The organism is Nostoc sp. DedQUE09, from assembly GCF_034530915.1.
GTDB lineage: Bacteria > Cyanobacteriota > Cyanobacteriia > Cyanobacteriales > Nostocaceae > Nostoc.
This window is the reverse complement of record NZ_JAVRCE010000068.1, coordinates 16,719-41,728: the sequence shown is the minus strand read 5'-3', so window position 1 is coordinate 41,728 and position 25,010 is coordinate 16,719. Positions and strand designations below refer to the sequence as shown.

At 41.8% G+C, this 25,010-nt stretch carries 17 protein-coding genes and 1 pseudogene; 11 read left to right on the top strand and 7 right to left on the bottom strand.

Annotated elements, in window-relative coordinates:
- Together RMY27_RS29585 and RMY27_RS29580 are read left to right on the top strand one after the other, a co-directional pair.
- The coding region (locus RMY27_RS29585; protein ID WP_322668405.1) for a leucine-rich repeat domain-containing protein at positions 1 to 2,841 on the top strand (2,841 nt) is incomplete at its 5' end.
- A 442-nt stretch (positions 2,842 to 3,283) separates the two neighbouring features.
- Entirely contained in the window at positions 3,284 to 4,261 is a 978-nt protein-coding gene (locus RMY27_RS29580) for an aromatic ring-hydroxylating dioxygenase subunit alpha (RefSeq protein ID WP_322668404.1), read from the top strand.
- A gap of 296 nt (positions 4,262 to 4,557) precedes the next feature.
- Here the strand turns inward: RMY27_RS29580 and RMY27_RS29575 are convergent, their stop codons facing one another.
- On the bottom strand, positions 4,558 to 5,313 hold the full coding sequence (locus RMY27_RS29575) for a TspO/MBR family protein (protein WP_322668403.1): 756 nt from the start codon (positions 5,311 to 5,313) through the stop codon (positions 4,558 to 4,560).
- Between the two features lie 157 nt (positions 5,314 to 5,470).
- Between RMY27_RS29575 and RMY27_RS29570 the strand changes: the two genes are divergently transcribed.
- Positions 5,471 to 6,088, top strand: a complete 618-nt coding sequence (locus RMY27_RS29570) for a hypothetical protein (protein WP_322668402.1) — start codon at positions 5,471 to 5,473, stop codon at positions 6,086 to 6,088.
- 265 nt (positions 6,089 to 6,353) lie between these two features.
- Here the strand turns inward: RMY27_RS29570 and xylB are convergent, their stop codons facing one another.
- A complete protein-coding gene (gene xylB, locus RMY27_RS29565) occupies positions 6,354 to 7,820 on the bottom strand; it encodes a xylulokinase (RefSeq protein ID WP_322668401.1) in 1,467 nt (488 codons plus the stop codon).
- 172 nt (positions 7,821 to 7,992) lie between these two features.
- Positions 7,993 to 8,230 (bottom strand): annotated as a pseudogene (locus tag RMY27_RS29560) (hypothetical protein); the annotation flags it as partial.
- Positions 8,231 to 8,598: 368 nt separating this feature from the next.
- Here RMY27_RS29560 and RMY27_RS29555 point away from each other — a divergent pair.
- The 3 genes from RMY27_RS29555 to RMY27_RS29545 all read left to right on the top strand — a co-directional run bounded on the left by RMY27_RS29555 (position 8,599) and on the right by RMY27_RS29545 (position 14,149).
- Complete coding sequence (locus RMY27_RS29555) at positions 8,599 to 9,639, top strand: CHAT domain-containing protein (RefSeq protein WP_322668400.1); 1,041 nt, start codon at positions 8,599 to 8,601, stop codon at positions 9,637 to 9,639.
- A gap of 108 nt (positions 9,640 to 9,747) precedes the next feature.
- Complete coding sequence (locus RMY27_RS29550) at positions 9,748 to 13,563, top strand: WD40 repeat domain-containing protein (RefSeq protein WP_416212377.1); 3,816 nt, start codon at positions 9,748 to 9,750, stop codon at positions 13,561 to 13,563.
- A gap of 169 nt (positions 13,564 to 13,732) precedes the next feature.
- The gene (locus tag RMY27_RS29545) at positions 13,733 to 14,149 is read left to right on the top strand and encodes a hypothetical protein (RefSeq protein WP_322668398.1); all 417 of its coding nucleotides are present in this window, start codon (positions 13,733 to 13,735) and stop codon (positions 14,147 to 14,149) included.
- Here RMY27_RS29545 and RMY27_RS29540 read toward each other — a convergent pair.
- Both RMY27_RS29540 and RMY27_RS29535 read right to left on the bottom strand, forming a co-directional pair.
- Positions 14,146 to 14,421, bottom strand: coding sequence for a hypothetical protein (locus RMY27_RS29540; RefSeq protein ID WP_322668397.1), 276 nt, complete (start codon positions 14,419 to 14,421; stop codon positions 14,146 to 14,148). The genes RMY27_RS29545 and RMY27_RS29540 overlap by 4 nt on opposite strands.
- Positions 14,422 to 14,674: 253 nt before the next feature.
- Complete coding sequence (locus RMY27_RS29535; RefSeq protein ID WP_322668396.1) at positions 14,675 to 17,845, bottom strand: type 2 lanthipeptide synthetase LanM family protein; 3,171 nt, start codon at positions 17,843 to 17,845, stop codon at positions 14,675 to 14,677.
- 403 nt (positions 17,846 to 18,248) lie between these two features.
- Between RMY27_RS29535 and RMY27_RS29530 the strand changes: the two genes are divergently transcribed.
- From RMY27_RS29530 to RMY27_RS29510, 5 genes are all read left to right on the top strand, one after another.
- A complete protein-coding gene (locus tag RMY27_RS29530) occupies positions 18,249 to 18,371 on the top strand; it encodes a hypothetical protein (RefSeq protein ID WP_322668395.1) in 123 nt (40 codons plus the stop codon).
- 363 nt (positions 18,372 to 18,734) lie between these two features.
- Positions 18,735 to 19,595 (top strand): alpha/beta fold hydrolase, encoded by an 861-nt coding sequence (locus RMY27_RS29525; RefSeq protein WP_322668394.1) that lies wholly within the window; start codon positions 18,735 to 18,737, stop codon positions 19,593 to 19,595.
- Between the two features lie 193 nt (positions 19,596 to 19,788).
- Positions 19,789 to 19,995, top strand: coding sequence for an NUDIX domain-containing protein (locus tag RMY27_RS29520; RefSeq protein ID WP_322668393.1), 207 nt, complete (start codon positions 19,789 to 19,791; stop codon positions 19,993 to 19,995).
- A 101-nt stretch (positions 19,996 to 20,096) separates the two neighbouring features.
- Positions 20,097 to 21,542, top strand: a complete 1,446-nt coding sequence (locus RMY27_RS29515; RefSeq protein ID WP_322668392.1) for an MFS transporter — start codon at positions 20,097 to 20,099, stop codon at positions 21,540 to 21,542.
- 200 nt (positions 21,543 to 21,742) lie between these two features.
- Positions 21,743 to 22,546, top strand: a complete 804-nt coding sequence (locus RMY27_RS29510) for a phytanoyl-CoA dioxygenase family protein (RefSeq protein WP_322668391.1) — start codon at positions 21,743 to 21,745, stop codon at positions 22,544 to 22,546.
- Between the two features lie 183 nt (positions 22,547 to 22,729).
- Here RMY27_RS29510 and RMY27_RS29505 read toward each other — a convergent pair whose 3' ends face one another.
- Together RMY27_RS29505 and RMY27_RS29500 are read right to left on the bottom strand one after the other, a co-directional pair.
- Positions 22,730 to 23,548, bottom strand: coding sequence for a beta-1,6-N-acetylglucosaminyltransferase (locus tag RMY27_RS29505; RefSeq protein ID WP_322668390.1), 819 nt, complete (start codon positions 23,546 to 23,548; stop codon positions 22,730 to 22,732).
- Between the two features lie 282 nt (positions 23,549 to 23,830).
- Positions 23,831 to 24,883: a D-alanine--D-alanine ligase gene (locus RMY27_RS29500; RefSeq protein WP_322668389.1), complete on the bottom strand. Its 1,053-nt coding sequence runs from the start codon at positions 24,881 to 24,883 to the stop codon at positions 23,831 to 23,833.
- Between the last annotated feature and the right edge of the window lie 127 nt (positions 24,884 to 25,010).

The window sequence follows — 25,010 nt, the reverse complement described above, 5'->3', positions numbered from 1 at the left end:
CAGATTCCAGAGGCGATCGCTAAATTAACCAATCTGACTGTGCTTTCCCTCAGTAACAACCAAATAACACAGATTCCAGAGGCGATCGCGAATTTAACCAATCTGACTTCGCTTTACCTCTATAACAACAAAATTACTCAGATTCCAGAGGTGATAGCGAATTTAACCAATCTGACTTCGCTTCTACTCAGTTTGAACCCAATTACGCAGATTCCAGAGGTGATAGGGAATTTAATCAATCTGACTACCCTTTTTCTCAGTAGCAACCAAATTACAGAGATTCCAGAAGCGATTACAAAATTAACCAATTTAACTTCGCTTCACCTCAGTGGCGACCAAATAACCGAGATTCCAGAGGCGATCGCTAATTTAACCAATCTGACGGAGCTTAACCTCAGTTACAACCAAATAACCGAGATTCCAGAGGTGATCACTAATTTAACCAATCTTACAGAGCTTTACCTCGGTGATAACCAAATAACCCAGATTCCAGAGGCGATCGCTAATTTAACCAATCTGACGGAGCTTAACCTCAGTTACAACAAAATAACCCAGATTCCAGAGGCGATCGCTAAATTAACCAATCTGACGCAGCTTCACCTCAGTTACAACGAAATAACTCAGATTCCAGAGGCGATCGCTAAATTAACCAATCTGACGCAGCTTCACCTCAGTGACAACCAAATAACCCAGATTCCAGAGGCGATCGCGAATTTAACCAATCTGACGCAGCTTCACCTCAGTTACAACAAAATAACCCAGATTCCAGAGGTGATCGAAAGTTTGCTGAAATTGGAAACACTAGATTTACGGGGAAATCCGCTTCCTATTTCACCAGAGATTTTAGGATCTTCTGATGATGTTGGTTCAGTTAAGGATATTTTTAATTACTTGCGATTACTCCGTAGCGGTGAAGTGCGTCCACTCAACGAAGCCAAACTCTTGCTCATCGGACAAGGTAGCGTCGGCAAAACATCCCTCATCGAGCGACTAATCCACAATAAATATGATAAAAATCAACCTCAAACCGACGGACTCAATGTAGAAACTTGGAACGTGCAGGTCAATAGTAAAGACATCCGCCTCAATGTTTGGGACTTTGGCGGGCAGGAAATTTATCATGCCACCCATCAGTTTTTTCTGACTAAGCGCAGCCTCTATCTCCTAGTCTGTAATTGTCGCACTAGCGAAGAAGAAAACCGCATCGAATATTGGCTAAAACTAATCGAAAGCTTCGGCGGAGAGTCCCCCGTGATTATCGTTGGCAACAAAAAAGACGAACAACCCCTCGACATCAACCGCAAGGCGTTACGCGAAAAATATCCTAACATCCAAGCGATTATCGAAACCTCCTGCCAAGAGAATATCGGCATTGATGAACTTCGCACCGCCATTTTGCAGCAAATCGCCAAACTCAAAGAAGTTTACGACCTTCTACCACTCTCATGGTTTGAGGTTAAACAACAACTCGAAGCCATGACTGAAGACTTCATCACCTACAGCAGCTATATCGGCATCTGCTACAAAAACAATATTCCCGAAGAACAAAACCAAGATCAACTCATCGATCTCCTCCATCGACTTGGCTTAGTTCTCAACTTCCGCGAGCATCCCATCCTCAAAGATACCAACGTCCTCAAACCCAACTGGGTTACAGAAGGCATTTACGCGCTCCTGAGCGATGAAAACCTCAAAACTAAAACCAAAGGCATTTTCACCCCCGCCGATCTCACCCGCATCCTCAATCCAGAGCGTTATCCTACCGAGCGCCATCGCTATCTGATCGGGCTGATGAAAGAATTTGAGCTTTGCTTTGCATTAGATTGTAACCCACCACAATTTCTAATTGCGGGACTTCTGCCCAAAGACCAACCAGACGAAACAGAACTAGAAGGCGAAACCCTGGAATTTCAATACCATTACAAAGTTCTCCCCGAAAGCATCATCTCTCGCTTCATCGTCATCACCCACGAAAAAATTCATAACCAAATCTATTGGCGCAGTGGCGTAATGCTGCAATATCAAGAAAACAACGAAATCTACAACATCGCTCGGATCAAAGCCGATCCCGAAGACAAAAAAATCTTCATCACCATTAGCAGACGCAAAGAAACCCGCCGCTTATTTCTCGGCATCCTCCGCGATGTCTTCCAAAAAATCCACAAAAGTCTCCCCAATCTCGAAATCACCGAATGGGTTCCCGTCCCCAACCACCCCAACCACCCGCCCCTCGACTACCAAGAACTACTCGGACTTGAGGCAATGGGTGAAAGCACAATCACCATTGGCAAACTAAAATTAAAACTCGATCTGCGTCAACTTTTAGATGGCTATGAATCCCTAGAATCGCGTCGAAAATCACAAAAAGTAGATCCAGAAAGCGATCGCTTTACAATTGTCAACCAGATTTACAATAACAATCACCAAGGAGAATATAAACCCATGACAGAAAACACAAACAACTTTCAAGGCGCAAACATCGGCAACTTTGCCAACGAAGTCAAAGACAACGCCAGACAGCAAGCCTCTAACTTCAACCAAACAAGCGGTGCAAACATCAGCGAAATTCTACAACTGATCGGCAACCTGCGCCAAACTGCCGCCCAATTCCCACCAGAAACCCGCGACGACATGATCATTGATATTGATGATGTAGAAGCAGAAATTCAAAAGCCAGAAAAAGAACGCAATTTACCCAAACTCAAAAAGCGTCTAGTAGCTTTACTAACTGCTGCTAGTGTAGTCGCTGCCCCGATCGCAGGTATGACAGACTTTACAAATAATGTTATGGAAATAGGAAACAAATTAAATATCGAACTAAAGCTTCCCTCTGGTAAATAGACTTTTCTCACTCCACGGGCGATGCAACCTATTCTAAATTAACAATGATGGCATACAGCATTTTGCATCTAAGTACATATTTTACCCCACCCTAACCCTCCCCGTATGTATTGGGGAGGGAACCAGATTTTTCTTATTTCCCCCCTTTACAAGGGGGGATTAAGGGGGGTAATTAGGTTGTCTGACGCTCAATTACAGCACTCATCAAGTTACTCGTCAGTATGCTCACGTAGAAGAGCAAGTATTTGCCTAAGTTTTTCGAGCTAATCTTCAGTTGGCATATCTTTTAAGACTTATGCATTAACCTGAATTCCCCGCCACTTTGAGTTTTTGCATACATAGAGATCGCACATTTATCTGTTAACAAATCTAAAAGTGCTTTGATAGTTTTTCCACAGGATAATTAAGATATAGGTATTTGACCTGACGGGTGTCGATACTCATGGTTCAAGACCAGATTTTGCTGAATGATTGGCATGTAATAGCGCGATCGCAAGACCTCCAACCTGGAACAGTCCTGCACAAGCGCTTATTAGGCGAAAATCTAGTACTTTGGCATAATGGCGACAAAGTTTTAGCTTGGCAAGACCTTTGCCCTCATCGTGGTGCCCGTCTTTCTCTAGGATATGTTAATAAAGAGACTCTTGTTTGTCCCTACCACGGTTTAGCCTTTAATAGCGAGGGAAAATGTCTACAAGTTCCGGCTAATCCCGAACAATCGCCCCCCGCCCAAGCTTGTGTTAAAACTTACCAAATTCAAGAGCGTTACGATCTGCTCTGGGTTTGTTTAGGGACACCAAAACAAGACATAGCTCCCTTTTCTGAGTGGTACGATCCGGTCTATCAAAAGATTTTCTGTGGCCCTTACTACTATCACTCTAGCCCTCTGCGGGTGCTGGAAAATTTCATCGATCCGGCACACTTCCCAATTATGCATTCGGGATTATTTGCCCACGCCAGTCGTCCTGAGTTGACGCACTATGAATTAGAGTCTCTTCCAGATGGGATTAGTTTCAAATGTGGTTTGTGGGAACTAGATTTTAATTCCGGTAATCCTCTGTCAGCACCAATGATTTTCAACACTTACGATTACCGCATTTTTCGTCCGCTAGTGGCATACTTTAAACTTGGGCCTGGAGATCATCGTTTAAATATCTTCTATACAATTACGCCAGTCGATGAAGATGAGTGCGTGGCGCAATATTGGTTAATGGTAAAGAATGTCCGTGAAGTAAAAGTGGAAGTGTATCTAGATATTCAAAATCAAGTTGCTAGTCAAGATATTGCCATTGTCGAGTCCCAGCAACCCCGACGCTTACCTTTAGATTTGCAATCAGAAGTACATTTACCGAGCGATCGCTATTCCATAGCATACCGGAAGTGGCTCAAACAACAGGGTGTTACTTTCGGCACTATTTAGAACTTGGCGATGCTTCTCATTATGATTAAAAAAAGATTTAGATAAAATTGCTTTAGAAGCTAACTCCCTGAAAGAGTTTAAAAAACGGTAGATTAGACCTCTTGCATAAGTCGAATCTACCCCCCTTAATCCCCCCTTATAAAGGGGGGAAACTTGAAATCTTGCTCCCTCCCCTTGTGAAGGGGAGGGTTGGGGAGGGGTGATTCAACGATTTTTGCAAGAGGTCTATGGTTAACTGCTCTATCGTTTTTTATGTATCTTGAATTGGCTTTCGTCTCAAGGTTAACTTTGGATATTTATTGATCCACAGGTGCTAATTTTAAAGGATACAATGGCTCAGATCCATTTAACTGCCAAATTCTAAATACCAAAACAGCAGCTACAGTTAACCACACACAAGAAAATGATAAAGTCATTCCTGCTACAGCATTAGTTTGCCAATAAATTGCCGTCACCACTACAGCAGATAACCAAGGGCCTAAAATAACTACAGGTACAGCAGCACCTAATCTCCGTTCTACAGTAAAAATCGTATTCCAAGTATCCCCTAAAGCCAGATGTACCACAAACAAAATTAAAGGCAACACTAAAAACTGGTGATTCATTTGCTGCCAAACCAATACAGAAGAAATTACTCGCAAAACAGCAATTATCATCCAAACTATGGGAAATGCTAAAGGTGGAGGCGACCATCTTGGTCTGATTACCTGGTCATAGGTCTGACGAGAACGGGTATTATCTAAAAGAGAAAAAATTCGAGAACGGATACTTAATAGAGCAAAAAATAATCCAGTCAATGAAGTGCTAACCCAACTGGGAAAAGAAGAATTGTTATTAATCAACATTACTAATTTTTCCATTCCCAGTAACACGAGAATCATGACCGCTATTTGTAGGATAGTCCCTAGTGTATAAACTAAAACTGCTCTAATATCTAGTTCTTGTGTAGTAGCTATTGATGTGTTTAGAGACTGTTGTTGATTCCCAGATTTTACCCCCATCACTGTATTAACAAACTGTTCAACTATTCCAGTATTCTTTGATTTATTCATAATTAAGAGATGGCGCGTAGTTGATAATTAGTAGTAATAAGTCATTATATGATATTCTAATAGTTAAAAATAATTTGGTTATGCTCTTTTAATATCAGAGTTTATTAAGTTCCGAATCTGATGTACAGTTTTTCGTAAATGATATTGAGGAAAAAACGTGGAATTTCAGAAGTTATTGTATATTTTTACTCTAGTAAATATTGCTACATTTACTCTGGGTGTACCTGTATTTGCTCAAATCGCGCAGACTCCCTTTAATTCTGCACAGTCAAATTGTCGTGCAACTAAAGTAAATACTCCAATTTTCAAAGAACCTTCAACATCATCCAACGCTATCAGAATATTGTCGGCAAAAACAAGAGTTACTTTAGCATATATACCAGTTAGTGGAGATAGATTTGTCAGAATCAAAGCTCCGACTTCAGGGTTTATTCAAACTGCTGCGCTGAGATTTTGTCAGCCGAATAACAACGCTCAAAATCTATGGAGTAAACCTACTATTGGCAGTGTGTGTCGGCAAATTGTACGACAGGAAACTATACGTCGCCAACCAACTACAAAAGAACCTTTTATTACAACACTTTATCCAAACACAGTTGTGTTTGTGAACTTGGTTACAGGTAATGTCGTTAAGTCATATAAATCTGAAAATTATATTTGGGTAGAAATCGACCTTTCCAGAAGTTTTCCTGGAGAGTTATCTGGTAATGGTTGGATGGTCAATACTGACTTAGTGAATACTCCTGGATTAAGCAGTCTGGCTTATTGTAGTTAAGTATCGAGGCATAAATAAATTTAAAGTTTGTAGTAAGGACTTTAGTCCTGATAATCCTTGTTCTGAGCGATAAATCGCTCACTACAAACTAGGAGTTTATTTTATATTTAATTATGTCTACCTACTTAGTAGCTTCTTTCGTTTAATATATCCACTTGGCATGAGTTTCTCCATCTACTAGGGTCGTGCCTCTATGACTGAGTTTGGCTCAATATTTTTTCCACCTGACAAAGAGCGAAACGATCGCTCTGGTCTTCAGCAGTTATCAACGCACAGCTTTCAGGGTATCGTAAAGTAACTTGTAGCGCTTAAACCCTGCTTCATACAAAGGATTTGCCCGCGGCTGTACTACATTACTAGCCTGCGGTAAAATCTTGAGTGCAGCTGCTAAATTGGGATAAACACTAATCCCCACCATTGCCAAAATAGCCGCTCCGTAAGCAGCTCCTTCTTCAGCTTTGGGAGCAATGAGTTTTGTTTGCAAAACATCTGCCAAAATTTGTAACCAGATGTGAGAACGTGCGCCTCCCCCCGTTGCTAAGAGTTGATCAACCGGAGCGATCGCACTAATTACCTCCAAAGCTTCTCGCAGACTAAATGCAACTCCCTCCAGCACAGCGCGAATTATATCTGCTTGCGTATGAGCTAATGATAAATTCACCAAAGCACCGCGAGTATCTGGATCGAGGTGGGGACTGCGTTCTCCTGCGAGGTGGGGTAGAAATAGAACACCACGCGCCCCAGGCTGCGATCGCTCTGCCATATCCATTAGCTCGGTGTAGGATATATGCGGTGCAAATGAATCTCGATACCAACGCAGAGAACCACCTGCCGCTAGGGTTACTCCTAGCAAATGATAGCCACCATCTACATGACAGAACAAATGTACCCGACCTTCGGGATCGGGAATTGGGCGATCGCAGGGTGCAAAGATCACTCCTGATGTGCCAATACTCAAACTACCCCGGCTCAGGTTGCTTGATGAGATGCCCAAGCCAATCGCTGCTGCGGCATTATCACCTCCACCGACGATTACGGGTAATCCCACAGGTAATCCCACGCGCGCGGCTATTTCTGATTTTAGCCGTCCAGCGATCGCGGTAGATTCGATTACCGGAGGGAACAACGCTGGTTTTATATTGAGAGCATGGAGAATATCTGTATCCCATTGCCGATTACCCAAATTCAGACAGCCCACACCAGAAGCATCAGATGGTTCTGTCACTGCTTCGCCCGTTAGCACATATCCCAGATAATCTTTGGGCAAAAGAATCTGCCACAACCGAGTGTATGCTTGTGGTTCTTCAGTCCGCAACCACAAGAGCTTCGGCAGTTGAAACCCGGTAATTGCTGGATTTCCAGTTCGCTGGATCAACTCCTGACGGGGAATCGTGGCTTCAATCTCAGCAACAGCTTTACCTGTACGCTGATCATTCCATAAAATTGCCGGTCTGATTGCTTTGCCCTCCACATCGAGAGGAACCATACCATGCATTTGTCCAGACAAACCGAGGGCAATCGGTCGATGTCCGTTTAGTTGTTGAGTGACATCAAATAGAGCATCCAAACTTGCTTCGATCCAATCCGATGAGTTCTGTTCCGTCCAACCGGGTTGTGGAGTTAGCAAAGGATAGCTTCTAGTTGACTGAGCGATAATTTGCCCTTGCAGATTAACTGCGATCGCTCGTACTCCTTCTGTACCCAAGTCTAAGCCAACTACGATATCAGTCAATTGCCCCTCCAAATTCTTAATCGTGATATATTCTTACACTGAACTGCAAGCATTACTGAGTAGGCTTATCAGCGACTCTGGTTATTGCTTGAGACGTTAAATTTTCTCCAATATCTGCCAATAGGGCAAGACTGAATAAGTTTTATTATATTTATTTTATTAAGATTAGGACTTACAAATTGACAAAAAATATTACCCATGTGTACGAAGCAGCATAAGTATTAGTGGGATTGTCCACAATATACTCACGCACCACTAAAGTGAATAAGTTCCTTTGCAACTCATAACTAATTGAAAATTATATTTTCAGAACGCATTTTTTCTCAACAAAAAAATGCTTGAAGTGAACAAAATATGTGTGTTTTAATTGCATGGCTATCTCTAACCATGAATAGACAAATACCACATACTTAGACCTATTGCAAAAATCGTTGAATCACCCCTCCCCAACCCTCCCCAATACATACGGGGAGGGAGCAAGATTTCAAGTTTCCCCCCTTTATAAGGGGGGATTAAGGGGGGTCGATTCGACTTATGCAAGAGGTCTCTTGTTTTATCGTTCTGTGAAAAATTTCAATTCTCCAATGAGTATCAGGAATTGTCACAAATTGTCCGATACCTGCTTTTGACGACACTCATTTTTAACTGCATTATCTTAGCAATCTGTCAATGCGTAAGTCCTAAAGAACAGCTTTCCGGAATTCTTAAGTTTAGCTTTGGAGTAGCATTTATCCCTTGCCAATCTGGCAGGGTTTAATACATTCATCAAGGGTGGGAGATGGTTAAGGAACAAGCTACTCAGCCACAAAAAATTTTGATTCTGGCAGCAATTCCCCACGGTTTGCGCTTGGATAAAGAAATTAGAGAAGTTGAAGAATGTATCCGACGTGCTGTAAGACGGGATATATTTGATGTTGATATTAGGACTGCTGTTAGACCCCAGGATATTCGCAGGGCGATCGCAGAAGAAAAACCCCAAATTGTGCATTTCTGCGGACACGGTTTAGAAGATGGAAGTTTGCTGTTAGAAGATAATGGGGGACAGAACAAAGCTGTGCCACCAGAAGGGCTGGCATCTCTTTTTGAATTACACGCAGATTATGTAAACTGTGTGCTATTAAATGCTTGTCACTCTGTCAAATCTGCTGAGGCAATTAGTAAATATATTAATTATGCCATTGGCATGAACCAGGAGATTCAGGATCAATCCGCAATCCAGTTCGCTCAAGGTTTTTATGATGGATTGGGTTACGCAACTTCAAAAATTCAAGATGTATTTCCAAGAGCCTTTCAGGAAGGTTTAGTGGCGATTAAACTAGAAAACCTTTCCCAAGCCGAGATTCCAGTTATTACAACAAGAATCAATATAGATAAACCACATAAACCAATGGATATTTCTTTATTAGTAAAATTTTTAACGCCCTGTCTGCCATTTCTACTGAATGTGGGCAATAAGGCGGTGGAAGGAGCATCCCAGAAGCTTGGTGAAGATGTTTGGCGAAAAGCGACTGTTGTTTGGAGTAAATTGCAACCAAAGGTAGAAGGTAAAGCAGCGGCTTTGGAAGCAGCTAAGGATGTAGCAAATGATCCAGAAGACGGAGATTTACAAACTGCATTGCGGGTACAACTGAAGAAAATTTTAGAAGGGGAACCCACACTAGCAGCAGAAATCGCTCAAATTTTATCAGAAAAATCCACTACAGAGACTGGTGGTGATAATATCCAGCAAGATGTCAGTGGAAGTGGCAACCAAGTGATTGGAAAAATGGAGGGTAATGCCAAGGCAATTGGTAAAGTACACGGCAACGTAAGTATGTAATGAAGGTAGCTATAACTTATGTCAACTGAGCCAACACCTCAACCGAAACAGCCTTCAAGTGAAATTCAACAAGTTTTGGGAGGTAATAAGAACCAAGCTATTGGAGATATGAGTGGCGGTACTGCATTTGGTACAGTCGAAGGCAGTATATCAATAATATACAACTACCATTACGGTGAAGGTACTCAGGTAGTACCTGTTGAATCGACTGATGCTGCTGACAAAATTCTTCCCTGCCCTTATCGCGGTTTGTTTCACTTTAGTCCCAATGATGCGGAGTTTTTCTTTGGACGTGACGTATGTACAGGAGAACTTTTCGCAGCAACTCAAAGCTGCAATTTTATACCAGTTTTGGGTGCTTCTGGAAGCGGCAAATCTTCGATAGTTTTGGCGGGACTGGTGCCCAAACTTCAAAATGAAGGTCACTGGCTATTTACTCACTTCCGTCCCGATTCAGATCCTTTCCATGCCCTGGCTTTGGCGCTAGTTCCACTTTATACTCTAGATTTGAATGCTACTCAACGGATAGCTCAAGCTCGTCAGTTAGCAAAATACTTGCAGAATAGGGATGTGCTTCTAGCTGATGTATTTGGCCAGATTCACCAAAATCATCCCACGCATCAGGTCTTGCTAATTGCCGATCAATTTGAAGAAATTTACACTCTATGTACGGATCAGAAAATTCGCCGTAGTTTCCTGGACACTTTATTAGCTAGCTTTCCATCTTGCCCTTCTCAATCACACTACAAGCATATACTTGTTGCAACAATGCGGGCAGATTTCTTGGGAAATGCGCTGTTATATCCCCCTTTTGGAGATTTATTGAAAACTGATATCAAGCTTATTAGGTCGATGAATTATGAAGAACTTGAACAGGTAATTGTCAAGCCTGCTGAGAAGTTAGGGGTAACTTTTCAAGAGGGACTGGTAAAACGCATTTTGGATGATGTAGAGTCAGAACCAGGTAATTTACCTCTGTTGGAGTTTGCATTAACGGAATTGTGGAAACGGCGCAAGGGAAAACAGTTAACTCATGCAGCTTATGAGGACATTGGTGAAGTAAAAGGTGCCCTAGCTCGCCATGCTGATAAAAAATATGGCAACTTGACAGATGACGAGAAGAAAAAAGTACGGCGAATCTTCATCCAATTAGTGCATCCAGGGGAAGGAACGGAAGATACGCGGCGATTGGCGACGAAAGCCGAATTGGGTGAAGCAAGCTGGGGATTGGTGAAACAATTGGCAGATGCGCGATTAGTAGTTACTAGTCGTAATCCTGAAGATCAAGAAACAGTGGAGGTTGTCCATGAAGCGCTGATTCGTAATTGGAGTGAATTACGACAATGGATGGACACAGACCGTAGTTTTCGCGCTTGGCAAGATTGGTTGCGGATAGGAATCAATCAATGGAAACAGACGCAGCAAGATGAAGGGGCATTGCTACGCGGTGCAGCATTGGTGGAGGCGGAAGAAAAGCTGAAACAACGCCGAGAGTATCTATGCGAAGAGGAGCAAGAATTTATCCAAGCTAGTGTAGCACTGCGCGATCGCGAACAAAAGGAGCAAGAACGCAGAAGGTGGAGTGAGGAAATCAATCAAATTAATACCTTAGCTCAAGTTTCTGATGGATTTTTGTACTCAGATAGACGGAAAGCTGTCAAATCAAGTGTAATGGCTGCTGAAAAAATGCTTGGTTTACCTTACGTAGATGCAGATACCCGCATCCAGGTAGAACTGGCGTTATTAAATACAGTTCACAATGTTGCCGCACCCAACACTTTGGGAGGACACGCAAACTCCGTTAATGGGGTCAGCTTCAGCCCCGATGGTAAGATGCTGGCTTCTGCAAGCGATGACCACACGGTGAAACTGTGGGATACCTCCACCGGACAAGAAATTAAAACCCTGATTGGGCATACAAACTGGATTTGGGGGGTCAGTTTCAGCCCTGATGGGAAAATGCTGGCTTCTGCCAGTAAAGACAAGACGGTGAAACTGTGGGATACCTCCATCGGTAAAGAACGTAAAACCCTGACTGGGCATACAAATGAGGTTAATAGGAATAGCTTCAGCCCCGATGGGAAAATGCTGGCTTCTGCCAGTAAAGACAAGACGGTGAAACTGTGGGATACCTCCATCGGTAAAGAACGTAAAACCCTGACTGGGCATACAAAGGAGGTTTGGGGGGTCAGCTTTAGCCCCGATGGTAAAATTCTGGCTTCTGCGAGTCATGACAAGACGGTGAAACTGTGGAATACTTCCACGGGTAAAGAAATTAAAACCCTGACTGGGCATAGAGATGCGGTTTGGGGGATCAGCTTTAGCCCCGATGGGAAAATGCTGGCTTCTGCCAGTAATGACAAGACGGTGAAACTGTGGGATAAATCCACCGGACAAGAAATTAAAACCCTAACTGGTCATACAGAAGGCGTTTTGGGGGTCAGCTTCAGCCCCGATGGGAAAATGCTGGCTTCTGCCAGTAATGACAAGACGGTGAAACTGTGGGATAAATCCACCGGACAAGAAATTAAAACCCTAATTGGACATACAAACGAGGTTTGGGAGGTCAGCTTTAGCCCCGATGCTAAAATCCTGGCTTCTGCCAGTGTTGACAATACGGTAAAACTGTGGGATACCTCCACCGGACAAGAAATTAAAACCCTAACTGGGCATACAGAAGGGGTTGGGTGGGTCAGTTTCAGCCCCGATAGTCAAATGCTGGCTTCTGCAAGTGCTGACAACACAGTAAAACTGTGGGATACCTCCACCGGCAAAGAAATTAAAACCCTTTCTGGGCATACAAACTGGGTTTGGGGGGTTAGCTTCAGCCCCAATGGCAAAATGCTAGCTTCTGCCAGTGATGACAACACGGTGAAACTGTGGAATACTTCCACCGGCAAAGAAATTAAAACCCTAACTGGACATACAAAATGGGTTAAGTGGGTTAGCTTCAGCCCCAATGGCAAAATGCTGGCTTCTGCCAGTGATGACAACACGGTGAAACTGTGGAATACTTCCACCGGCAAAGAAATTAAAACCCTGACTGGGCATAGAGATGCCGTTTGGGGGGTCAGCTTCAGCCCCAAGGGCAAAATGCTGGCTTCTGCAAGTGCTGACAACACAGTGAAACTGTGGGATACCTCCATCGGCAAAGAAATTAAAACCTTAACTGGGCATAGAGATGAGGTTCGGGGGGTCAGTTTCAGCCCCGATGGAAAAATGCTGGCTTCTGCAAGTGCTGACAACACAGTGAAACTGTGGGATACCTCCATCGGCACAGAAATTAAAACCCTGACTGAGCATACAAAGGAGGTTAATAGGATCAGCTTCAGCCCCGATGGCAAAATGCTGGCTTCTGCAAGTACTGACAACACGGTAAAACTGTGGGATACTTCCACAGGCAAAGAAATTAAAACCCTAACTGGTCATACAGACTGGGTTTTGGGGGTCAGTTTCAGCCCCGATGGAAAAATGCTGGCTTCTGCAAGTGCTGACAATACAGTGAAACTGTGGAGATGGGATTTTGACTATTTACTCGAAGAAGGGCGCAATTTTATGCGTGAGTACTTTAAAACCAATCCCCCTGATAATGAAAGCGATAAGCATCTGTGCGACGGTGTAGGCATTCCTGCAAGCGTCAATATACAAGCAGAACTCAATGCCTTATGTAAGATCATAGCGAAGTTAGAAACCTCAGACCGTCATAAAATTGACAATGCCTTTGAAGATGCTCAGGAGGAGCTAAATAAGCCACAACCAGATAAAGACGAGGTGGGTAAGGCATTAGACCGAGCTTTTGACTATGCAAAGAAAGCTGAAGGGTTTGCTTCTATGATCGCAAAACTTCAGCCACATATCACTAACATTACTGCTTGGCTAGGTGATAATTGGCAATTGGACTTTGGACAAAGCTTCCTTCTTTAGATTTTCTTTCTAACTAAACTCCTATTGATCGGTGTAAATTCAGAAGATAACTACTGCAAATTAATACCAAATACGAAAAATCATGCTAGACATCGTTTTATTTGTACTTACCTCCCCAACTGCCGATCTCCCCATGTCTCTATCGACTAATCAAGTGAGATCAGTGGCTATGTCTAATATTGAAGGATTTACACCCAATCATTTATTGCAGCAAGTGTATGGAACAACAGTTTTAGATGAGAATGTAGATGTAGAATTAAATGATGAAGAGTTAGAATTAATAGCTGGTCCTTCAATAGTTGCCAAAAGTTATCGTTCAGATGTCATCGTAGGTAACAGAAGAATAATATCTCTTAATGAGGTTCTGTATTATGAGAAAAACCACGAGGGACTAATTCAACTCATCAAGAACCGATTTGGGAGACATATTACAGATATAGCAGCCCGAGAACTATCGCAGCAACTTAGACACCAAGCTCCCAGAGTGGGAAAAGCTCAACATCAAGGCTTTATTTTTAACCTTCGTAGTGGTAAATTATGTTATCTTGATACTCCTGGTTGTACTATAAAATGGGTACTTAGTTAGGCACAATTAAATATAAGAAACTCAAGGGCATATCCACCCTTGACGCTTCTAGCTTCTATGCCATCAATAATTGCAATCGCTAAATCATAGTTATTGTCAAAAGTTTGTCCAGCAATCTCATGATTTTTAAGTTGATACCACTCATCCTTCATTCGATTCATCTCGGAAAAATAGGGTGGTAAGAAGAACAGGTAAAGTCCTTTTTGTCTGTAACTTAAAGGATAAAATGGCCGCCCCAAGGAAGCTATAACGCTTATTGTCCGGCTGTACATGATTTGCAAGCGATCATATTCAAATCTCTCAAATACACGAATACCTTAGTTTTGGACTGCGGCCACTTTATGATTTAAGAACGGTTACTTTATCCTTTAAGATCCTTTAAAGTTACACTTAAATCCGAGCTTATACTTCCAGACCCTGACAACTTTTGGGTCTGTTCATACTGACGAATTTTGGGTATAGTGACATTGGCTACCGATACGGCTGTAACTATAGCTGACAGGCCTCCAACAACATCTAGATTCATCAAAGCACAAAGGATAATACTGAAGGAAGCGAATCTTCAACCAACCGCAATAACTCATAATCTATCCCCGCAGTCCCCTGAAATAAACCAGGATTAAACACAGAAATTGGCAATTGCAAAAACTGATAACCTCCAGCAATTTGAGCATGATTGACTATATGAGAAGCTCTGATAAGTGCCTCTTCTCGTAACTCTGGTCGGTTAAGTTTTTGTGCAGCTAGTAATAGCATCTCTATCTTGCCAAAATTACCGCACTCAATAGAATCCACATCAATCAAATCATTTGTGTGTGTAGTTCTTAAAACTATTTCTAATTCTTGATAAACATCATCTGTATTTAAAATAGATAAACTAGCTAAACGCGCTAAAAGAATTTCCCCTGCAAGATCAAACCTACTGAATTGAATATTTTCTTCTGGTTGTTGTAGAAAGACACTCCGCTCATAAGTAATTGCTGCCTTTGCTGCTGCTAAAAAGGCGGAATCTGCGGTGACAGCATAGAGCCTGAGTAGAGCATAAGCAATTCCCCCTGCACCATGAAAGAAACCCGGATGTTGCCCTTGCTGTAAAATATTCCAAGCTTGGGGTATTCCTGCCACCTTCACTTGATGCTTTAATAAATGCTGACCGCAGTTAATAGCCCGTTCTAAAATCTTTGGCTCTTGAGTGTGGTGATAAAGAGACAATAACCCCAAAATAGCCCCTGATGCCCCATAAATAATGTCAAATTGCTGGTCAGTCGCAATCAATTCGGGGGTAATGAAATTAGCAATCCCCGTTGCATCTTCCACAAGTGCAGGTTCTCTAAGAAATTGGCTAATTGTCACCAAACCGTAGATAAGGGAACCTAAACCCATACCACCCCCAATTCCCTGTCGGACAAATCTGCGATGGGACTCAAAATCAAATGTCTGTAAAAACTTGCGGGTAGAAAACAACGCTCCCATCACCAATTCTCGGAACTGGTTTGTTCCTCTCACATAATCTAAAGCTGCCAAAAATAGAGCAATACCACTATTACCATTGTAGAGATTGTCACCTAAAGGTTCAAACTGAAAACACTTAGCATTGGGAAAGTAGTTAAAACCAATCCACTTCACACTACCATCACTTCCCCAAATTGCCCGTGCTTGAATTTCCTCTGCTATTCGCGTTGCTTCTTGAAGTAACTGTTCTTTTGTCAAAGGAAGCAGGCTTTGGCTCTGACTTTTTACGGAATCTTGAGTGAATGAAGCTATCTGTAAATTTACTGCCTTTCCTTCGGCATAAAAACAACCTTTAATAATTTCTACTTGTCGCGCCAAATCTGCTTCACTCAAGTTTTCTAGCTGAGTCTGCACAGTTTTATAACTTGGCTCCTGGAAATACTCTGCAATAGATTTCCCCAGATCTAACACTAGTTCAGCGCTGCCAGGACAAGCACTAAAATAGGGAATATCTAACTGCTCCATTGCTTGGAGTTCCTTTGATAAAATCCCCCAATAATGGGGTTTTTCGTCAACAACCAGAAATGCTCGACTTAGGTGATCAATTTCTATACTTCTATCAATTCCATTATGCAGCCATTTGGGGGATTGAATATGTTGTAAAATTTTTGCATAAACCTGACTCATCCTAAACATAAATCGTACTTGCACATTTTTCAATGCCGCCAAAGGACTATCCTCAGCTAGTAAAATATGCTTACGGGAAATTAACAGACGATACATCTGTTCAAATCCCCACACGATTTCATCAAGATAGTCCCCACCTTCCAGAGGAATACCATCTAACATGGGTATGTTCGTTAGTGCAGGAGAGGGATGATTCTGACATCTGCTGAGGGCATTATTTTGATAAGCAATGCAGCCATTTTCTAGAAAATCCCAACGAGGCAGAAATCCGGTACGTAATACAGAATCCCAGAATTGTTTACCTACTATTTTCTCGACTTTCGTTGCTTGGGGAAAGTCTGCCATCAGTTTCGCCTCTGGTTGCATGAGGGTTTCCATATCCACCAGGACAAAATGTTCCCCATTGGCGACTAAGTTCTCATGATGGCAGTCAGTTACTCTTAAGATATGCAGTAAACACAATAGCATTCCCGATCGCTGGTAAAATCGCTGTGCTGCTGCTTTGTCCATACAGGGTAGATGCTCAACATACTCTACCCAACCATAATCAGAGCGATCGCATATTTTCAGAACTTTGAAAGGTAAGGAAATATCCTGCTGATTGCACCAATCTAAGAACTGAGTAAAAGCTACTTCTGCCCTTAAGCCTTTGGGTTTATATACTAGTTTTAGTCCCGATTTAAAGGTGAGGGCAATTACCGTTCTTCCTTGATGATGGGGATCGGAAAGGGAAGGCTGAATGTCAATGACTTTTCCTAGATGAGGCTGGGATGATGAGAATATTTGCTGAATTGCTGGAATATCTGCTTGCAGACGTTGCAGGAAATCTGCGATTGCTTCAACCCAAAAATCAACAGCAGTTGCCATTAAGCGTCCTAAAACAGGATATTGCTGGAAAAACCCTAACATTCCATCCCCTAAGAGTTTCTCCACAAAAGTATTGTATTTATCTTGAGGATTAATCTGATTTTGTGATTCTATTCCCATCCGATCAGGAAATTTCTGCTCCAAGGCAACAAAACGGGAATATTCTGCTGTCAAAGTTTTGGCACTGAGATTGAGTAGTTTTTCCAACAAGCTACACTCAAAAGTGAGGTAAGAAGACTCAGAGAGTATTTTTAAAGGTAGATGTTCATTAGATAGGGAATTAGTACCCAAACGAATTAATAACTGCTGTCGCGCCACAAAGATTGCCGGTAGCAATAGTTCTTGAAAAGCTAAGGTTTGCGGATTAATCGGAGTCAATGATGGGGGATGAAAATTAGAAGCAGTTTCAATCATTGCCCTCAAAGTCTCTGACCAAACTGGTAAAATTTGACTATCCACCACAGGGAGCGATCGCAAAGCCTGCTGTACTTGCTCAACATCTAACCCATCCCAAAGTAGCCGCTTCTGGAATTTTTCCCAGTTTCCGTGAGCACTTACCTTACACCAGCGGTGAAGACGTGATGTTAGCTGTTGTTCACTATCAGTAACTTGTAACTGTTTGCCCAGACGTTCAGATAAACAGCTAGCTTGAGCAGTAATCTGCGTTAAGTCAGATTTTTGAACTTTCATTTTTTAGGAAACATTCCTTGGGAGTGCAATCATGCAAGAAGCAAGTTACATAATTCGTAATTTATAATACCGCTATTAGGTGTAAAAGCTACGTAATTAGAAATTTTTACGGATATGATTCGAGCCGCATTAAGGACAATTCATGTTTCAGCACCCTTTGTTCATAATTATGCAACGCCAAAAAAACAAATAAAATAGCCCAAAACATTATGGTCGAATGGCACTAAGAAAAGCCCAAAGGCTTGTTTAGTCTCGTTCCTAGTCTTAAGACTGGGAATGTATTCAGAGAGGCTCTGCCTCTCGTCAAGAAAGAGGAGGCAGAGCCTCCCAGAATGGGTTCCCAGCCTGGAGGCTGGGAACCAGTCAGGGCAAGGGCTGTATCTTAACTTAGTGCCATTCCATTATGGTCATCGACACCCAGACGAATTTGATTTTAGGAGCAACGCTGGTTGGATACGAAGCGGCTGAACTCGTGCATGTCTTTTTGTCGCTGATGGAAGCTAAAGCAACGTGGCAGGTACTCTAACAATCGGTTCATATTCACCCAACTTACGGTGAGGCTTTGCCCAGTCTCGCAAGGCTACTCGTTGGAGATGATATGCCAACCTGTCCCAATATGTAAGAAAATAGCAACCAATAACTACTAACTTGAATATGGGCGAGCGCTTCAAGATATCTGCAAGGGGTCGCTTTTCCCATGCTGAACTATCCAACCAAGACAAAGAACTGATCAAATGTGACAAAGATTGTTGTGATCAGCGTTCCAAGGTCTATGCTAAATGTGGGAAGTATGATTTGAAAAGCTGATAACTTTCATTTTCTTACTTCTCTTGCCTTTTTTCCTAATTCATATTATGCGTAGGTCATGTAATTTTATACAATTCCAAAAATGCGAGCGAAAATACGAAATACAGAGATTTTCTTTGATGTGGAAGGTTCTGCATTAGTAGTAGATGGTGCAAACATCTGCTCTAAACCTGTCGCCTTTCTAATTCACGGGGGGCCTGGTGCAGATCATACTTCCTTCAAACCAACCTTCTCGGCTTTAAGCCGAAAACTTCAACTAGTCTATTTTGACCATCGCGGTCAAGGAAGGTCTGCCCGTGGACTTAAAGAAACCTATACTCTAGACAATAATGTTGAAGATATGGAAGCGTTGCGCCAACACCTTGGTCTGGACAAAATCGTTGTGATTGGCGGTTCTTACGGTGGTATGGTGGCTCTGACTTATGCAGTCCGCTATCCTCAGAATGTCTCTCATCTGATTGTGATTGCCACGGCAGCCCATAGTGGCTTTTTAGAACGGGCTAAGGAAATCCTTGCATCAAAGGGAACTGAAGAACAAAAAGCAAGCGCTCAACGGCTTTGGGATGGGAATTTTGAAAATGAGGAACAGTTAAGACAATATTTTCAAGTGTTGGGATCAATGTATTCGCTAAAATATAATCCCACCACCTCAGCCATTGCTTGGCAGCGGAATATTCTCTCAGTTGATGCGATTAACGTTGCTTTTGGCGGTTTCCTCCGCAACTACAATATTCTTGACCAGTTACACAAAATTACTGCACCTACTTTAGTGATTGCAGGTCGGCATGACTGGATTTGCGCCCCAGAATTTTCTGAAGAAATTGCTCAGGCAATTCCTAATGCAGATTTGAGAATTTTTGAGAATAGCAGTCATTTGATCCGCGCAGATGAGCCAGAAGCACTTTTGGATGCGATCGCGGGTTTCTTAGTTTACAAACGTTAGATCAATTCGTAATATTCTAACCCCAGATTGATACAAAACCTGAGAAAAAAGGAGTCAAAAACTGCCAAAATAACTATTAAATAATTAGGTCAAACCTTTAGAGAACTTAGAATCTGAAGCGCGTTTCATTTTTAATAAGAAATGCAGATACTAAGTCTCATACAATTTATAAAAAGCATTCATAATGAATCTGATGAAAAATAATCCATTTAAGCTGATACCAGCTTCTTACATAATTTTGATTAAGAATGAGAAAATATTACTTATTAGACGTGTTAACACAGGCTATGAAGATGGAAAGTATAGTGTTGTCGGTCTAGTAGATGGAAATGAAACTTTTGTGCAGGCTGTAGTCAGAGAAGCAAAAGAAGAAGTGGGAATAGATTTAATCAGGTGCTGACTGTAACTCTTTTGGGTATTAGACACAGATCAAAAGCCCAAAGTTAGTATAGTACATATGTATGATGCGTAAATCCTAATTATTTTCTGAAATACAGATTTATGGATTCTTCTCAAATTGAAACAGGTGCGCCTCTTTCTATAGAAATTGCTCAGATTGCTTCACCATCAACAACACTCTCTCCTACTTCAACATTCAGCCCTCGTATTTCTAAAGATGGTATTCGCAGGAGTTTGAGGGCTTCTACTGTCGATGGTGTTTTCGCAGCAGTTTTCTCTATTGGTACTGGTGGAATTTTGCTAGGTAATTTCTTGGTGGGGTTGGATGCCAGTCCAGTGGTATTTGGCATGGTGAGTTCTATCCCCATGTTGGTGAATCTCTTTCAGCCGATGGGTGCTTATTTGTCTGAACGCAGCACTAGCCGCTTTCAGTATTCCCTTCGCACTCATGGGATTGGTCGGCTACTATGGCTGATTTTAGTAATTGGCATTATTAGCTTTAGTTGGGGAGGGCTGAATTCCAACCAATTAGTGATATTGTCGCTTTTGATTCTCGTATGCAGCCATTTTTTAGGAGGACTAGGAGCCGCATCTTGGTTGAGTTGGATAGCAATGTTAGTCCCACGGCAATTACGAGGTAGATATTTCGGGCTACGCAATAGCCTTGCCAACTTAACCGAGTTGGTCGGTTTGCCAATCGCGGGTCTAGCTGTATCACATTGGTACGGGGGGCCTATCCAAGGTTATGGGGTGATTTTGCTCTTAGGCATTATCTTTGGAATTGTAAGCTTGGGGTGTCAGTATTTCCAGGTTGATATAAATCCTCAATTAGAAAATACTTATTATGCTAACTCATCTCAAACCAGTGAGATTCAATCAGACTCGGCATCAAATGAACCTAGTGAGATATCTGAACCAATCTCTCTGCCGCAAATGCCAACTCCTCAAAACCAGATAGATAGCAGCATTTGGAAAAACTCTAATTTTTTGGTGTTTCTGCTTTATTTCGGCTTATGGACGTTTGCTGTTAACCTGAGTGCCCCATTTTTTAATCTCTACTTGCTAGATACGCTGAACTTGGATGTGAGTTGGGTAACTTTCTACAACAGCCTGCGAGCAGGGGCACACATGCTCATGCTCATCGTGTGGGGTAGATTAGCAGATAAAATAGGCAATCGTCCGATTCTAATTTTTAATGGAATTCTCATTGCAGTTATACCTTGGCTGTGGCTGAAGATGGGTTCTAGTCCTCTCGACCTCTGGCTGTGGTTGCCACTGTTACACATTTTCATTGGGGCTAATTGGGGAGGAGTTGACTTGTGTAACAACAATCTTCAGATAGAGATTGCACCTGTAAAAAATCAGTCTATATATTTTGCCACAGCAGCAGCTGTCGCTGGAGCAAGTGGTGCTTTAGGAGCAACTATCGGTGGCTTCATTGCTCAATTTGCTGGGTCTTTTGGCATAGCAGAAGTATTTATTGTATCTGGTGTATTACGATTAGCTTCACTTGTCCCACTCATTGTTAAAAAAGATTTGGGTAGTTAACATGAAATTTCTTTGTTACAGAGATGAGCAAAAAATGTTGTATTCAACCTGGAGATTTATCCACCTATAGGAAGAATTGCTAACTTACATCTTTACTCTACAGTAAAAAAGATTCATAACATAGTGACCAAGTTAATGTCAGTAAAGCAGATTATAGAAATCTGTTATTACATAAATCTGACTTTATTCATTTTTTCGTAATGCTTAAGGTATACACATCAAAAATCACCACCCAACAAGTTGAAGCTTTCGAGCGAGACGGTGTTATCTGCGTCAAAAATGTTTTGGATGACATCTGGGTAGAACGGATGCGAACAGCCGTTGACAAGAATGTATTAATCCCTGGCCCTTTAGAAGTTAAGGGCATTCCCAGATCGGAAGGTCATGTGGAACATACCAGTAGCTTATGGCTCACTGATGCTGATTTCCGTGCTTTGGCTTTTGAATCTCCGCTAGCAACGCTCGCTGCTCAAGTCTTGAAATCAGAAAAACTGAACTTTTTGACTGACGGTTTCTTTGTTAAAAAGCCGAAAACAAACAGCCGTGTTGGGTGGCATAACGACCTACCTTACTGGCCAATACAAGGCTGGCAGTGTTGTAAAATTTGGCTGGCTTTAGATAGTGTCAACCAAGAAAATGGTCGATTAGAGTATATCAAAGCCTCTCATCGATGGGGCAAAGAGTTGCGTGAAGGATCAAACCCCTCTTGGTTTGTAGAGCCAGAACCGCAGGAAATTTTATCTTGGGATATGGAGCCTGGAGATTGCTTGATTCATCATTTTCTGACAATTCATCATTCAGTAACCAACATATCTTCCACACAACGACGTGCAGTAGTAACGAATTGGACTGGTGATGATGTTACTTACTATGAACGCCCGAAAGCATGGCCTTTCCGACCTGTTGAAGAAATTGATCTACCAGAATTAAATTCATTCAAAGCCAAAAAACCTGGTGAGCCGATAGACTGCGATATATTTCCTAGAGTTGAACTGCATCGCTAGTTGGAGAAATCGCTACTACTGTATCAACTTTAAATTAATCGATAAGCAAGTTTGTGGTAAGGACTTTAGTCCTTATTTTTTCAACACTAAAGTGCTTACTACAAACTTTTCATTACTAGCTTGACAAAATTTAAAGTCTCTCTCCTAGAAAGAGAGAATTTTTCAGATAGCGTGAAAAGTCAGCTAGGATGTAATCCTATCAAGTTCATTAAGAATGTTGCTATCTATATCAATATCAAATTTTCGAGCGAAATGAGCAGATGATGCGAGTAAATTTGGCAAGTCTTCCATAAGTAATGTTTTGGGATGACAGCCTCCATCTGACCAATCGATATAGCGTCGTCGGTCGTTTTGCAGCTTCAGATGAGATGCATTAGCAAGTACAGTTTGAAAATACGACTCATCTGTATACTTAAGCTTACTGTAGTACAAGGTTAATGCATTTTTATTGCTGTGAAAATCGATAATGTACTTAGCAGCTTTGCTATTAGCACAAAACCATTGACTTCCACTGAAACAAGCAAGTTTTTTGGAAAAAGGAAGGAATGGTTTTGTCAATAACGGATGTTCCAAGCATATTTCTACATTCAGATGTGCCAGATGTTTTTTTGAGTAATGAAAAGAAAACGATTTTGTACAGTATCGTTGATAAGAATTTTTCAGCCACAACATATTCGGGCTTACATCAGATTTATAAGTTTTATATGTGATTTGCTCGTATTGAATATAAGCATCATATTGACTTGAGGCTAGTTCATCCAATATTTGCTTTGCAGTTTTAATGGGATAGTCTGCGCCACTGAGTAATACAAACCAATCCGGTGGATTTGGAACCTCATACATTAATAGAAGTGCTTGTATTGTGGCTTCTACTAAAGTAAAATCTGCCCACTTTGTTTGAAGATGAGGGTGTACTAATAAAACATTCTTTGATAGAACATCTACAGATAAATTACATTTTGAAAAATCATGATGACACACAATTGGAGGAAAGTTAAACATACTATTTAACTTATTTATTAGTCTATAAATTTGTAGAGGTTTTGTATGAGTTAGTAAAATAAAACCTATCGGATTTCTGGAGGAGTCAGACATTTGCTTAAGTTGTATAGATTGAAAATATTTTAAAATATGTATATTTATATAAATAAATATTTGTGATTATTTAAATAAGGTTTTAGCTATATTCAAATAACGATTGGAGAGCGATCGCAGTCTCAACCGACTTTTAATATAGCGATCGCTCTCCTACCCACTACAAGCAGAAAACCTATGGTGATAAATTCACGAGCAATTCTGCAACACCTTTTGATTACTGCCCAAAGTTTCATTGATAGCTGTAATTAATAACTCATTTAGAGGGATTCCCGCCACTTTCGCCATAGAGGAAATCACACTTTTGGGGGCAAAAGAACAATACAACCCAGCTTCTAAAAACCAAGGTTCTCCCTTTGGGTCGATGCGAAAGTCAAATAAACTGTAGTGACGACAACCCAAAGCCTGATGGCATTTCTTAGCTACTTGCTGAACCTTTTGGGTGATCGGATCGTTAGGGTCTACAATCCAAGACTTCTTATTATCTTTAGCGGCGAAACGCAAGTTACCATCGTCCGTTTGTTGGAGTTTATCAGCATGGTTGCGGATGGGTTTGGAGTCAGGGTCTAACAGATACTCTTCAAGGGGTAAACCCACTAGTTCCCCATCTTTGACAATGATGCCGCATCTGACTTCTCGACCGAGTTCGATGAATTCTTCTACAATAACCTCCGAAGCATATTCAAATGCTTGCTTGAGAGCAGCGTCATATTCAATAGCCTCTTTGACTAAGGCCATCCCTAAAGAGTTATCGGAACTTACAGGTTTAACGATCGCTGGAGGTGTAATTGTCGGAACGTCTCCTTGGCGAAGCAGTTCTCCACGAGGCACTTTTACCCCTGCGGCTTCAACAATTGCTTTGGTTCTGCCTTTGTGTGCCGCGATCGCCATGATCTCTGAAGTATTGCCGACATAAGGGATCTTCAGCAGGTCGAATAGGGCGCGGTAGTGAGTCATTCCAGGAATACAAAACATTTGTGGTAACACGAGGCCAATGTTTTGCGCTGTTATAAACTCTATGGCATGGGATAGAGTCATCGGTTTGGTGTCAGCAATATCTTCCGGGCTGAGTGAGGGAGGAAATCGCCATTGGCGATCGGGTGTGATGTATGCAATTTGAAAATCATATTGCGATCGATCTGCCGTTGCCGCGAGACAGTCTTGGGCATAAAGGCGTGATAAATCACAGTAAAAATTATTGTATGCAGACCCAACTAAATGAAGGATACGAAGTACTGGCATAATTCATCTTCCTATGTATTGTTAGTATTTATATAGCGGTTATTAGTTGAGTGGGCTATAAGAACCCCACCCCCAACCCCCTCCCCGCAAGCGAAGAGGGGGCTATGATCTACTGAATTCTTCAATT

Bases quoted from the DNA above. Each gene is read 5' to 3' on its own strand.
- RMY27_RS29580 (WP_322668404.1), top strand. From the start codon at position 3,284: ATGGTTCAAGACCAGATTTTGCTGAATGATTGGCATGTAATAGCGCGA.
- RMY27_RS29575 (WP_322668403.1), bottom strand. From the start codon at position 5,313: ATGAATAAATCAAAGAATACTGGAATAGTTGAACAGTTTGTTAATACA.
- RMY27_RS29555 (WP_322668400.1), top strand. From the start codon at position 8,599: ATGGTTAAGGAACAAGCTACTCAGCCACAAAAAATTTTGATTCTGGCA.
- RMY27_RS29550 (WP_416212377.1), top strand. From the start codon at position 9,748: ATGAGTGGCGGTACTGCATTTGGTACAGTCGAAGGCAGTATATCAATA.
- RMY27_RS29545 (WP_322668398.1), top strand. From the start codon at position 13,733: ATGTCTAATATTGAAGGATTTACACCCAATCATTTATTGCAGCAAGTG.
- RMY27_RS29540 (WP_322668397.1), bottom strand. From the start codon at position 14,421: ATGTACAGCCGGACAATAAGCGTTATAGCTTCCTTGGGGCGGCCATTT.
- RMY27_RS29535 (WP_322668396.1), bottom strand. From the start codon at position 17,845: ATGAAAGTTCAAAAATCTGACTTAACGCAGATTACTGCTCAAGCTAGC.
- RMY27_RS29530 (WP_322668395.1), top strand. From the start codon at position 18,249: ATGGTCATCGACACCCAGACGAATTTGATTTTAGGAGCAACGCTGGTT.
- RMY27_RS29525 (WP_322668394.1), top strand. From the start codon at position 18,735: ATGCGAGCGAAAATACGAAATACAGAGATTTTCTTTGATGTGGAAGGT.
- RMY27_RS29520 (WP_322668393.1), top strand. From the start codon at position 19,789: ATGAAAAATAATCCATTTAAGCTGATACCAGCTTCTTACATAATTTTG.
- RMY27_RS29515 (WP_322668392.1), top strand. From the start codon at position 20,097: ATGGATTCTTCTCAAATTGAAACAGGTGCGCCTCTTTCTATAGAAATT.
- RMY27_RS29510 (WP_322668391.1), top strand. From the start codon at position 21,743: ATGCTTAAGGTATACACATCAAAAATCACCACCCAACAAGTTGAAGCT.
- RMY27_RS29505 (WP_322668390.1), bottom strand. From the start codon at position 23,548: ATGTTTAACTTTCCTCCAATTGTGTGTCATCATGATTTTTCAAAATGT.
- RMY27_RS29500 (WP_322668389.1), bottom strand. From the start codon at position 24,883: ATGCCAGTACTTCGTATCCTTCATTTAGTTGGGTCTGCATACAATAAT.